Source organism: Roseburia sp. AF25-13LB (genome assembly GCF_003478915.1).
Classification (GTDB): domain Bacteria; phylum Bacillota; class Clostridia; order Lachnospirales; family Lachnospiraceae; genus Roseburia_C; species Roseburia_C amylophila.
This window is the reverse complement of record NZ_QUFO01000008.1, coordinates 129,702-141,910: the sequence shown is the minus strand read 5'-3', so window position 1 is coordinate 141,910 and position 12,209 is coordinate 129,702. Positions and strand designations below refer to the sequence as shown.

Here is a 12,209-nt window from a genome sequence, read left to right as displayed (position 1 = left end):
GGCAGGCTTTGTAGTTGGTTCACTAACCGGAATGGCAACATATGGAACGCTCAATGAGGCAGAGCTGGAAGTAGTAAATAACGTAAAAAGACCGCAGCAGTTGGGGAATATAGGGGAGAGTGGTAGTAACTCGGTGTATTCTTATGATGGTGTAAAGCAAGCATCAGAATATTTACAGAGTCAGGGTGTTCCAAGAGTATATAGAAAACAGATATTGGAGTCTTTCAATGTAGAAACAATAAAACTTCAAACTGCTGGAGACAGTACATATGGTTTGAGATTTTATGGCGGAAATGCAAATACAGAGGGAAGATATTTATTTGAAACATTTTCACCTTTAACAAATCGTCAGAATTTAGCTTTACCATATGAGTGGAATAGAATGACGGGGATTCAGCAGTTCCAAGTTAGAAGTGGAACTATAATGATTACAGGAAAGACTGCTGCTCAGAAGAGTTTTGGCAGTCAGTATATTGGTGGTGCCAATCAATGGTAGCCTGTGAAAAGGGAATTAGAATTATTACGTGATTATCTAAAAAATGGATATGAAGATGATTCAAAAAGAGTAGCTGCCTTAATTAGTTAGAAGAAAATAAGTGATCGTAATATTATGGATTGAAAAGGGAGGCATGATAAATATGCTTATGGAAATGTTGGAAAAATTGGATAGTTTAATAGCAGTATTAGCAACAGGTTTGATTACTTTCTTTATTACAAAATATAAATATTATAAGAATATTCCGCTAGATAAATTAGAAATAGCCTATAATAGAATATACTATCCAATTTATTGTATAACAAAAAGTAATATAGATATTCAGAAAAATATAGAGAAATGTAAAGTGTATTTAACTAAATATAGGAAATATGCAGATAAAACTACATTAAGAGTATTTGAAACTTTGGAGGATACTAAATTTAATAATAGGGCATATGAAAAATTTAAAAAAAATATAGACGAAATGAATACGAAGATAAGAAGACGATTAGGATATTTGGATTCAAATATAATTACGACATATAAATATTTAAGTTTATTTGAAAAAAATATGCTAAGAATAGCGCTTGAGCTAATAGTTATATATGTGCTAACTTTTATAGTGAGATATGCAAATGGAAAATGTGCTAAAATTTTTGCATATATAGATTTTTTCTTTGTTTTAGTATTGGCAATAGAGGGGATATGTATGATTGTAATGGGGTTTGTAATTGGATTTAAGGAAGTATTCCTATCAACTAAAATAAAGAAAAAAGATATATCTAAAGAATAGGGGATAGTATTATGGAATACAAGCAAATGAAAATGCGTCCTATTAATAATAAAAGGGAAGCAATTATTTTTTTGAATCAAATGATTGTATTAACAGATAAAAGAATGAATCGTTTAAAAAATGCAATTAATGATGTGGAAAAATTGTTAAAGGAATATGAGGGAAAATATAAAATAAAAACAACTATTTATCAAGCATATGCAGAAAGAATAGAATGTCTTACAATGTATATTTGTAATATATTGGGAGACGAAACGAAAAATGCTGTTTCCTATAGACAATTTAGAAAAATATTAGCTAAAAAGGTAACACAGGGAAACGAAGAATTTACACTCAGACCATTAGAAAAAGAAATAATAGATTTGCTTGATGCTATGAGAGAACAGCGAAATTGGGGGCATCATGTTCCACAATCATTGTTTGCAAGCCAGGAAAACTTTATGGTAAACGAACAAAATGGTGGAAAAAAATTATTTGAAACTTTTTTCTCTTCTGATGAGGTATATATTTCTATATGGGAATATCACGAGATAAAATGGCTTATTAATTTATATGAGTCTTCAAAGATAGCATATGAAAGTTATCGGAAAGTGTTTCAATGTATGAAGAAAGATTATTCTTTGTTAATTGGAAAGAATATGAGAATTAAGAGAATTGAAGAACCTGATGCACGTCCATTTCAATTTAGCAAAATAGCGGAAGAATCTTTGAAAGCAAATTCAAAGCGAAGTTAAGAAGAAGGTGTATTATAGGGCAAGAAATGAAAACATAAGATGTCATCTATATATTATAGTATAGAATCCCCCTTGACACCCATAGTATAATAAGAAGAAAACCAAGGATGAGAGGATGATAATTATGAGGCGTTCCAGACAGATGTCGGAATCAATAGAACTTGGAATCGTGCTGGCGTTGGCTGGAGGATTTATGGATGCATATTCCTATATGTGCAGGGATGAAGTATTTGCTAATGCGCAGACGGGAAATATGTTATTGCTCGGAATCAATTTATCGGAGAGAAACTGGGGAATGGCACTGCGTTATCTGTTTCCGGTGCTGGCATTTGCGGTGGGAATAGCGCTGGCAGATGTAGTACGGGTACATGCAAAAGATAAGAGCCTGTTTCATTGGCGGCAGCTTTCTGTATTATGTGAAGCACTGGTGCTATTTGTGGTATGCTTTTTTCCACAGAGCATGAATCTGGCAGCCAACAGCTTAACATCACTGGCATGTGGAATACAGGTGGAGAGCTTCCGGAAGATACATGGCAATGGAATTGCAACCACGATGTGCATCGGAAACTTAAGAAGCGGGACACAGAACTGGTGTGATTTCCATTATACGAAGAATAAAGAATCCGCGTTTAAAGGAATGCTGTATTATGGCATTATCCTGATGTTTATAATAGGGGCGATTATTGGAAATGCCTTTGTGAAATTATTGGCAGAGAAAGCAATTTTGATATGTGCAGCCGTGTTGTTCATGGCATTCATTATGATGTTTGTAGACAAAGAAAAAGCTTTGGAGCAGTAGTATTACTGCTTCAAAGCTTTTTTGATTGCGGTAAAGCTTTCTTTACTGATAACATGTTCCATTTTGCATGCATCTTCTGTTGCGATTTCCTTTGGTACACCAAGACTTTCTAACCAGGTAGAAAGGAATTCATGACGTTCATAAATCATTTCTGCAATTTCACGACCGGAATCGGTAAGATAGATGAAACCGGAATCGGTTACCGTAATATGATTCTTTTCTCTTAAATTCTTCATTGCTATGCTGACACTGGATTTCTTAAAGCCAAGTTCATTGGCAATATCTACAGAACGAACCACAGGAAGCTTTTTGCTCAGCATAAGAATAGTCTCAAGATAATTTTCTGCTGATTCATTTGTTGCCATATAACAACACCCCCATTAATGTTTTTTTCTATAATAATACATGAATTTAGGTAAGTATAACATATTAAGCCGAACATATCAAATCATAAAATGAATCTAAAAAATGCTTCTTAATGATAAAAAATTCTCAAAAACGTTCTTGACAACTAATGATAGTTAGAATATACTAACCAATGAAATGAGAAAAAATTAACAATAGCACAATAGAAAAGAGGAGAGTATGATGCCTTTATCTATGGTAAAAGAAGGAGAGCCGAACGTAATTAAGAAGGTCGGCGGTAAAGAAGAAACAAGAAGATTTCTTGAGAACCTTGGCTTTGTTGCCGGTGGTACAGTAACAGTAGTATCTGAGGTAAATGGAAATATGATTGTAAATGTCAAAGAATCCAGAGTAGCAATTGGAAAAGACATGGCAAATAAGATTATGGTGTAACAGCCAGAAGGAGGAAATTATGAAGACATTAAAAGAAGTAGCCTGCGGTCAGACCGTAAAGGTGAAAAAGCTGTCCGGAGAGGGACCGGTAAAGAGACGTATCATGGACATGGGTATTACCAAGGGCGTGGACGTTTATGTAAGAAAGGTTGCTCCACTGGGTGATCCGGTAGAGGTGACAGTTCGTGGCTATGAGCTTTCTCTTCGTAAAGCAGATGCAGAAATGATTGAAGTAGAATAAATTTTTTTTGCATATAGGTTAGTAAATGCTAACATAAGGAATGCTAAGCTAACATTGAAACAGCCCGACTAACAAAAGAAATATCGGACTAACAGCATAGAAAGGCTCTATGCAGGAAATTTAAAAATGATAAAAGAAAGAAGAAAAGAGGAGTAAAAAAGATGGCGATTAAAATTGCATTAGCAGGAAATCCCAACAGTGGAAAAACCACATTATTTAATGCTCTGACAGGTTCTAACCAGTTCGTAGGTAACTGGCCGGGCGTAACTGTAGAGAAAAAAGAAGGAAAGTTAAAAGGTCATAAGGATGTAACAATCATGGACTTACCAGGTATCTATTCCTTATCACCATATACACTGGAAGAAGTTGTTGCAAGAAATTACCTGATTAACGAACGTCCGGATGCAATCTTAAATATTGTAGATGGAACCAACATCGAGAGAAACCTTTATCTTTCTACACAGTTAATGGAACTGGGAATTCCGGTTATCATGGCTGTAAACATGATGGACTTGGTAAAGAAATCCGGAGACCAGATACATATCGACAAGCTTTCTAAAAAATTAGGATGCGAAGTAGTTGAGATTTCTGCATTAAAAGGAAACGGAATCATGACTGCAGCAGAGAAAGCAATCGAAGCAGCAAAACAGAAAGCAGCAGCTCCGGTACATGAGTTCTCGAAAGAAGCGGAGGACATCATCCGCAAAGCAGAAGAAAAATTAGGAAGTGACATTCCGGAAGAACAGAAACGTTTCTTTGCAATCAAACTTCTTGAGAAGGATGATAAGATTGCAGAGCAGATGAAACAGAAAGCAGATGTATCTGCAGAAATCAAAGAAATGGAAGATGCATTTGATGATGATACCGAAAGTATTATCACAAATGAAAGATATGTATATATTTCAAGCATTATTGGTGAGTGTATTACCAAGAATGGCAAGAAAAAACTTTCTACTTCCGATAAGATTGACCGTATCGTAACAAACCGCTGGCTGGCACTGCCAATCTTCGCAGTAGTTATGTGGATTGTATATTATGTATCTGTAACAACAGTAGGTTCTATTCTGACAGACTGGACCAATGATACCTTATTTGGTGAATGGATTATTCCGGCAGCACAGAGTTTCTTTGAAAATATCGGATGTGCAGACTGGCTGACAGGCCTTATTGTAGATGGTATTATCTCCGGTGTTGGTGCAGTTCTTGGATTTGTACCTCAGATGCTGGTATTATTTATCTTCCTGGCATTCTTAGAGTCCTGTGGATATATGGCCCGTGTTGCATTTATCATGGACCGTATCTTCCGTAAATTTGGTCTTTCCGGAAAATCATTTATCCCGATGTTAATCGGTAGTGGTTGTGGTGTTCCTGGAGTTATGGCATCAAGAACCATTGAAAATGACAGAGACCGTAAGATGACAATTATGACAACAACATTTATCCCATGTGGAGCAAAACTTCCAATCATCGCATTGATCGCAGGTGCATTATTTGATGGAGCTTCATGGGTTGCACCAAGTGCATATTTCGTTGGTATCGCAGCAATCATCTGCTCCGGTATTATCTTAAAGAAAACAAAGATGTTCGCTGGAGATCCGGCACCATTCGTTATGGAGTTACCGGCATATCACTGGCCAACAGTTGGAAACGTATTAAGAAGCATGTGGGAGAGAGGCTGGTCCTTTATTAAGAAGGCTGGTACCATCATCCTTTTATCAACTATCGTAGTCTGGTTCTTAATGAACTTTGGATGGACAGACGGAAGCTTCGGAATGTTAAGCTTTGACGGACTGGAAGGAACCGCGCTGGAAGCTGCTCAGGCAGAATGTATCTTAGCTAAGATTGGTAATGCAGTTGCATGGATTTTCGCACCTCTTGGATGGGGTAACTGGAAGATGACAGTTGCAGCTATTACCGGATTAATCGCAAAAGAGAACGTAGTAGGAACAATCGGACAGTTATTCGGATTTGCAGAAGTTGCAGAAGACGGAGCAGAAATCTGGGGTAACCTTGCAAGCAGCATGACTGCACTTGCAGCATATTCTTACTTAGTATTCAACTTACTGTGTGCACCATGTTTCGCAGCTATGGGTGCAATCAAACGTGAGATGAACAATACAAAATGGTTCTGGTTCGCAATCGGATATCAGTGTATCCTTGCATATGTTGTATCCTTATGTATCTTCCAGATTGGTTCCTTAATTACAGCAGGAACATTTGGAATTGGAACAGTAGTCGCATTCCTTTTAATCATCGGATTCATTTATCTTTTGTTCCGTCCTTATAAGGAAAGCCAGACATTAAATGTAACAGTAAAAGCAAAATAATCCGCCATAACAGAAAGGAGTGATTACGATGGGTACAGTTATTGTTGGAACTGTAGTTGTAGCAGTCGTTGCACTTATAATTCGAAGCATGGTAAAAGACAAAAAGGCAGGAAAATCACTGCAGTGTGGTGTGAACTGCAAGCACTGTGATGGACATTGCCATTAATCTAGATTGGAGGCAGGCATGACGCAGACGACACAGACCAGAGACAAGATAATCAAGATGCTGAAAGACCGGGGATGCCGGATGACAAAGCAGCGTCGTATTCTTTTGGATATTATCTTAGAAGATAACTGCTCCAGTTGTAAGGAAATTTATTACAGAGCGTCCAAGAAGGACAAAAGCATTGGAACAGCAACCGTATACCGTATGCTCAATGCATTGGAAGAGATTGGCGCAGTTACAAGAAAAAATATAATCGTAGTAAATCTGGATGACAAGGCAGAAGAAGCATAGCCCTCGTATCCGAAAAAATTTAAACAATGTATAAGAAAAGCCCGGAGCAATCCGGGCTTTCCATGTTGAACTTTTACATAAACTGCGCCATCATATCGCTGGAGTAGACCACGCTGAGAAGAACCACAGCAATGGCAGAAAGGATAATTCCTATGATGGAAGTAATCATTCCGGCAGTAGCCATAGAGTTGTTATATGGCTTGGCTTTCTTGGAAAGAATTGCTGCAAAAATGCCCACAATACCAAGTCCAATCAGATAGCCGATGCAGGAAAGTACCAGACTGATGATGCCAAGAACAAGAGATACAATGGAAAGCATCTTTGCTTCGTGTTCATCATCATAAATCGGAACGTTGTTATAGAGCATCTCTAAGCGGATACGTCTTGATTTGCGCAGCATAACAAACATTGGAATTGCCAGCAGGATAAATGACAGGGAATTAATTGCAGAGAAAGTATTGATCTGGGACACAATATTTCCGGCATCGAAAATTCCGGTGGAAAGCAGGCTGGCAAAATCAACAAGGGCATGGAAAATGACAAGCATCCAGAAATTGCGGGTAGATGCATATATCGTACAGAATAAAATACCCATCAAAGCAGCAGAGATAACCTGAATCAGCGCACTTGTAAATTTTACTCCGGAAAGGATATTTACAAAATGCATCAGACCAAAGAGAACACCGCCTAAAACAATGGCACCGGTAATGCCTTTTCTTGTTTTTGGAAAACTGTTCAGTAACAGATTAAAAATGACACCTCGAAAGACCAGTTCTTCTACCAGTCCAACCAGAAAAATAGCAACTACATAGAAAATAATTTCCAAAGCAGGTCTTACATTTCCCGCTTTTGACATACTGCAAAGATAAATCTGTGCAATAAGGCTGAACAGACAGTAAACCACAAAGAAACCGCCGGTATATAAACTTCTGAGCCAGCCGGCAACATTTTCCGTAAAGATGCGGGCATAACCAATCACAAAGGTTATAATCAGGAAAACAATCAGAATGATAAATTCTGCGATTGCCTGAAGCAGGTAGTCGTTTTGTTCGTTTAATACCGGGATTTTTCCCATAACAAAACCAAGTCCCAACAGTAACCCGGTAAAAAGAATAACCGCTACAACAGACAGCACGATCCCAACGGGTGCTGACAGATTTTTAAATTTTTCTTTCATTGTAAAATACCTCTCCTTAGTAAATAAAATATGCGTTCATTATAGCATACATTTCCGGAAGTACATAATGAAATGTAAATGATATATAATTCCCTTTTGTGAAAATCATACAAATACAATAGTGTGTTTTATCTAAAATGCTAATTGACAGAAAAAAGTAAAATGTTTAAGCTATTAAGTGATTGTTGAGTAAACAATGGGAGTGTGGGCTATGAAAATAACACTTACATCTTTTATAGAATAAGGAAGTTCATATATGTCGGAATTCTCCGGCAAGTATCCCAAATAATTTATAAAACAATTTAATATAACATAATTGCAAAAATAAGTTGGGAGGATTGCCTGTAAAAAACAGGCAGTTCTCCTGATAAAAGAGGAGCTTAAACATGAAGAAAAGTAATGTGGCAGGGTTAATTGTTATAGCATTATTTGTAATCGGAATAGCTGTTGCATTGATGCAGTATAAAAGAGAACAGACATATTCGGATGAACAGAAAAATGTTCTGGCGTCAGAAAAAGTAGTATTGAGTGCAGATGAGAATTTGTTTGGAATGACAACAACAGATGCACCGGAAAATTATGATATTACCAAGGATTATTATGAGAATTATGATAACGCAGGATTGAAAAAGTATGTTATTCCAATTGCGTTTATGGATGAAGAATCATACATATTTGGAATAAGAGAAACAAAGTATTGCCAGTATGTTTATATAGATGATAGTCAGGATATAGTAGTAGAAATGACTAAGGAGCAAAGGGAAAAATGGATAAGTAAGTTAAAAGAAAAAATAGATGATATATTACAGCAACAAAAAGAAAGTAAAGTATACAATTTTAATTTTGAGAAAGATTATAAAACTTTGCAAATTGATGTTACAAAAGAAGTATTAGACCAAGAGAAAATGACTTCTTTTATGTCTTATCTTACAGCATTGTTATATCATTCGGAGATATATCAGGTCCTTAATGGAAATACAGATTGGGCAGTTCAAGTTATTACAGAGGATTGGGACACCGGAAAAGAATTAATTAATATAGAATATCCGGATGAAGGATTCCGTTTATCGGATGAAAATTGGGAAAATATATAAATTGCTTAGTATGATATTAAGAATGTTTTGATATAAGAGGAAAGAAAAATATGACGAGAGATTTTTCACCAGGGGCAAAAGAACTGTTAATGCAGATTTTTTCAGATGTGCAGCAGGTTGATACCAGATATATCGGAACAGTTGCAGGACTGGTAACAGCAGGAAATGCAATAATTACATATTTTACAGATTTAGCAGATAATATTAATCCGAATGGTGGAAATCTTGATATAGAAAAATTAAGAACAACACTGGAGGCTGACAGGGAACGATTAGACAAAATGCAGCAGAGTATATTATTTCCGTTTCAAGATTAAATCTGATGTATGATGAATTTGAAGCACTTTCTAAAAAGGAGCAATTAGAGTATATAAACCGTATTGCAGCATGGGTACTATCAATCATTCCGGAAGTAGAATTAGAGGATGGATTATATGAGGTTACAGTTCCACTAGGGGTAGATATGACGGCAACCTATTGTGTCAGCGTGAAGGGAACAACAAATTTTGGAAACCAATCAACGATTAACTTTGCAATAGAGAAACAACAGACAATGCTACAGTCTTTTAAAATATCAAGTGAATATTTGTTTGATAATAAACTTTCAGTAGCAGGAGAATTGAGCGAAGATGGTGAGGCTTCAGTTTCAATTATTGCAACCGAAGGAAATATGGAAGTGTCATTAGGACATGGTATATCACCAGGAACATCAAGTGTGAAGTATGAAATTGAAAAAACTCTTGAAGATAATGTAAAAGTAGCTTCATCTATTGAAGTAAAAAAAGCAAACAATACAGAAATGCCAGAATGGGAGGCAATTCCAATAACGGTAAAAGAAACAGCTATGGAAAGGAATCCTATACCAGAACATGAGTATCAGATAGATGGAGAAAAGGTTCGCGATTTAGCTATAGTTTTAGGAATAGCATATGGCTTGTATTTTTTGACAAAATGGGCAGTTGCAGTGGTATTTATGGCACCCACGGGTGGAGCGTCAATAATGGGTGCTTTGGTAGCTCCATAAGGATTAGGAAAAGAAAAATGAAAAAGAAAAACATAGTAAGAATAATCATTATAGCATTATTTGTAATCGGAATAGCTGCAGCGCTGATGCAGTATAAAAGAGAACAGACAGCATTGGAACAGCCAGAGGTCGGGGAAGAACCGGAGACAGTAGTATTAAGTGCGGATGAGAATCCATTCGGAGTAGAAATAAAAAAGATAAATGAAAATTATGACCTGACAAGGGATTATTATAAAAATTACGATGATACAGGATTGGAAGAATTTAAAATAACAGGGATTTTTACAGATGAAAGAGAATATATCGTAGAATTGCGGGAATCAGGATATTGCAAGTATGCCTGGCTAGATGAAGAAGAGCAAGTAGTATATATTGAGATGACTCAAAAGCAAAAAGAAGAATGGATCGACAGAGCCATAGATGAAATCGATGAAGAGCTGAATTCACTGGAAAGCGAAGAGTTATATAAATTTACAGTTGAAGATGATTATACAGTTATCAAGTTGGATATTGACCAAAGTGCATTGATTGATGAAGTGGGAGAAGCACTTATAGTATTAATTTATGATTCTGAACTATATCAGATTTTTAATGGCAATGAGAAGTGGTCGATTCATATTATGGTAAATGATATGGAAACACAGAAAGAGATGATGAATATTCAATTTCCAAAAGAAAAATTTCGTCTATCACCAGATATGTGGGAAAAAGTAAAAACAAACGAATGATAAGGAACATATATTTTGAAAATATAGAAGGAAAAGAAAAATGAAAAAGAAAAACATAGTAGGAATAATCATTATAGCATTATTTGTAATCGGAATAGCTGCAGCACTGATGCAGTATAAAAGAGAACGGACAGCATTGGAACAGCCAGAGGTTGGGGAAGAACCGGAGACAGTAGTATTAAGTGCGGATGAGAATCCGTTCGGAGTAGAAATAAAAAAGATAAATGAAAATTATGACCTGACAAGGGATTATTATAAAAATTATGATAATAAGGGATTGGAGAAATTTGTTATACCTAATATCACTACAGATGAAAGGTCATACATTATAGCATTAAGGGAATCGGGATATTGTAAATATGGTTATATAGATGAGGAAGATAATATAATAGCAGAAATGACGGAACAGCAGAAAGAAGATTGGATTGGCAATACAGAGGCGGTTATTCATAAAACAGTATTATCGGCTGATGGAGAAGATTTGTATAAATTTTCTGTATCAGAGAATTATACGATGATTGAAGCTGATGTATCAATTAATGCACATGCTACGAAAGTTATGGATAATATAATGCGTTTGCTGGAGGAAATTGAAATATATCAGATACTTAATGGAAATGATAATTGGTCAGTTAATATAGTGACAAAAGATTTTGAAACGGGACGAGAACTTTCTAATATCAATTTTCCGAAGGAAGAATGGAATTTGTCAGCAGAAATGTGGGATGAATAAAATGCAGTAACAGAATAATCTTAGTTCATTAAAGATAGGCGAAAGAATTAAAATATAACAATTATATACTTTAGAAGGAAAAGAAGAATGAAAAAGAAAAACATAGTAAGAATAATCATTATAGCATTATTTGTAATCGGAATAGCTGCAGCGCTGATGCAGTATAAAAGAGAACAGACAGCATTGGAACAGCCAGAGGTCGGGGAAGAACCGGAGACAGTAGTATTAAGTATGGATGAGAATCCGTTCGGAGTAGAAATAAAAAAGATAAATGAAAATTATGATCTGACAAAAAATTATTATAAAAATTATGATAATAATGGATTGGAGAAATTTGTTATACCTAATATTGCAATAGATGAAAGGACATATATTGCCGAGTTAAGGGAATCAGGATATTGTCAATATGGTTATATAGATGAGGAAGATAATATAATAGCAGAAATGACAGAGCAGCAGAAAGAAGAGTGGCTTAATTATACTGTAAATGATATCAATAGAATTATAGGACAAGGTGAAAAAGGGTTTTATAGTTTTAAATTTACTCATAACTATGAAGAACTTCAATTGGAAATTTCAAAAGAAATACTAAATGGAAAAACAACAACACATACAGCACTTGTTATGTCATTGATATATGATTCGGAAATATATCAGGTACTGAATGGAAAAACAGATTGGGCAATACACATTGTTGGAAAAGATTTAGAAACAGGTGGTGAATTAATGAATATAAATTTCCCAGAAGAGGGATATCATATATCTATTGAAAATTGGGACAATATGTAAAATGGTAATTATTTTATACAAAAGATAGGAAAGTGAA

17 protein-coding genes are annotated in these 12,209 nt (G+C 35.5%); 15 read left to right on the top strand and 2 right to left on the bottom strand.

Annotated features, from left to right (window positions below):
• The 4 genes from DWY37_RS11860 to DWY37_RS11845 form a co-directional block, all read left to right on the top strand.
• The coding region (locus tag DWY37_RS11860; protein ID WP_207663678.1) for a hypothetical protein at window positions 1-496 on the top strand (496 nt) is incomplete at its 5' end.
• 142 nt (window positions 497-638) lie between these two features.
• Window positions 639-1,271 carry a hypothetical protein gene (locus DWY37_RS11855; protein WP_118057170.1) on the top strand — a complete coding sequence of 211 codons (633 nt, stop codon included), beginning with the start codon at window positions 639-641 and terminating at the stop codon, window positions 1,269-1,271.
• Window positions 1,272-1,282: 11 nt separating this feature from the next.
• Window positions 1,283-2,005, top strand: coding sequence for a hypothetical protein (locus DWY37_RS11850; protein ID WP_118057171.1), 723 nt, complete (start codon window positions 1,283-1,285; stop codon window positions 2,003-2,005).
• Window positions 2,006-2,129: 124 nt separating this feature from the next.
• On the top strand, window positions 2,130-2,804 hold the full coding sequence (locus DWY37_RS11845) for a YoaK family protein (RefSeq protein ID WP_118057172.1): 675 nt from the start codon (window positions 2,130-2,132) through the stop codon (window positions 2,802-2,804).
• A 2-nt stretch (window positions 2,805-2,806) separates the two neighbouring features.
• Here the strand turns inward: DWY37_RS11845 and DWY37_RS11840 are convergent, their stop codons facing one another.
• Window positions 2,807-3,169: a metal-dependent transcriptional regulator gene (locus DWY37_RS11840; RefSeq protein WP_117699268.1), complete on the bottom strand. Its 363-nt coding sequence runs from the start codon at window positions 3,167-3,169 to the stop codon at window positions 2,807-2,809.
• Between the two features lie 220 nt (window positions 3,170-3,389).
• Here DWY37_RS11840 and DWY37_RS11835 point away from each other — a divergent pair, with 220 nt between their 5' ends.
• The 5 genes from DWY37_RS11835 to DWY37_RS11815 all read left to right on the top strand — a co-directional run bounded on the left by DWY37_RS11835 (window position 3,390) and on the right by DWY37_RS11815 (window position 6,627).
• Window positions 3,390-3,602 carry a FeoA family protein gene (locus tag DWY37_RS11835; protein ID WP_117699278.1) on the top strand — a complete coding sequence of 71 codons (213 nt, stop codon included), beginning with the start codon at window positions 3,390-3,392 and terminating at the stop codon, window positions 3,600-3,602.
• Window positions 3,603-3,621: 19 nt separating this feature from the next.
• The gene (locus DWY37_RS11830) at window positions 3,622-3,843 is read left to right on the top strand and encodes a FeoA family protein (protein WP_022242378.1); all 222 of its coding nucleotides are present in this window, start codon (window positions 3,622-3,624) and stop codon (window positions 3,841-3,843) included.
• Between the two features lie 161 nt (window positions 3,844-4,004).
• Window positions 4,005-6,170 (top strand): ferrous iron transport protein B, encoded by a 2,166-nt coding sequence (gene feoB / locus DWY37_RS11825; RefSeq protein ID WP_118057173.1) that lies wholly within the window; start codon window positions 4,005-4,007, stop codon window positions 6,168-6,170.
• Between the two features lie 28 nt (window positions 6,171-6,198).
• A complete protein-coding gene (locus DWY37_RS11820) occupies window positions 6,199-6,336 on the top strand; it encodes a FeoB-associated Cys-rich membrane protein (RefSeq protein WP_117699280.1) in 138 nt (45 codons plus the stop codon).
• 18 nt (window positions 6,337-6,354) lie between these two features.
• The gene (locus DWY37_RS11815) at window positions 6,355-6,627 is read left to right on the top strand and encodes a Fur family transcriptional regulator (protein ID WP_117842055.1); all 273 of its coding nucleotides are present in this window, start codon (window positions 6,355-6,357) and stop codon (window positions 6,625-6,627) included.
• A gap of 73 nt (window positions 6,628-6,700) precedes the next feature.
• On the opposite strand, the gene DWY37_RS11810 is transcribed toward DWY37_RS11815, so the two are convergent.
• The gene (locus DWY37_RS11810; protein WP_118542410.1) at window positions 6,701-7,804 is read right to left on the bottom strand and encodes a CPBP family glutamic-type intramembrane protease; all 1,104 of its coding nucleotides are present in this window, start codon (window positions 7,802-7,804) and stop codon (window positions 6,701-6,703) included.
• A 386-nt stretch (window positions 7,805-8,190) separates the two neighbouring features.
• On the opposite strand from DWY37_RS11810, the gene DWY37_RS11805 reads away from it, so the two are divergent.
• From DWY37_RS11805 to DWY37_RS11780, 6 genes are all read left to right on the top strand, one after another.
• Window positions 8,191-8,898 carry a hypothetical protein gene (locus tag DWY37_RS11805; RefSeq protein ID WP_118544515.1) on the top strand — a complete coding sequence of 236 codons (708 nt, stop codon included), beginning with the start codon at window positions 8,191-8,193 and terminating at the stop codon, window positions 8,896-8,898.
• Between the two features lie 50 nt (window positions 8,899-8,948).
• Complete coding sequence (locus DWY37_RS11800; protein WP_118173287.1) at window positions 8,949-9,215, top strand: hypothetical protein; 267 nt, start codon at window positions 8,949-8,951, stop codon at window positions 9,213-9,215.
• Between the two features lie 5 nt (window positions 9,216-9,220).
• Window positions 9,221-9,922 carry a hypothetical protein gene (locus tag DWY37_RS11795; protein ID WP_118542518.1) on the top strand — a complete coding sequence of 234 codons (702 nt, stop codon included), beginning with the start codon at window positions 9,221-9,223 and terminating at the stop codon, window positions 9,920-9,922.
• 17 nt (window positions 9,923-9,939) lie between these two features.
• Entirely contained in the window at window positions 9,940-10,650 is a 711-nt protein-coding gene (locus DWY37_RS11790) for a hypothetical protein (RefSeq protein WP_118542520.1), read from the top strand.
• Between the two features lie 40 nt (window positions 10,651-10,690).
• The gene (locus DWY37_RS11785) at window positions 10,691-11,383 is read left to right on the top strand and encodes a hypothetical protein (RefSeq protein WP_118542522.1); all 693 of its coding nucleotides are present in this window, start codon (window positions 10,691-10,693) and stop codon (window positions 11,381-11,383) included.
• Window positions 11,384-11,470: 87 nt separating this feature from the next.
• Window positions 11,471-12,172 carry a hypothetical protein gene (locus tag DWY37_RS11780; protein WP_118544517.1) on the top strand — a complete coding sequence of 234 codons (702 nt, stop codon included), beginning with the start codon at window positions 11,471-11,473 and terminating at the stop codon, window positions 12,170-12,172.
• The last annotated feature ends 37 nt before the right edge of the window (window positions 12,173-12,209 follow it).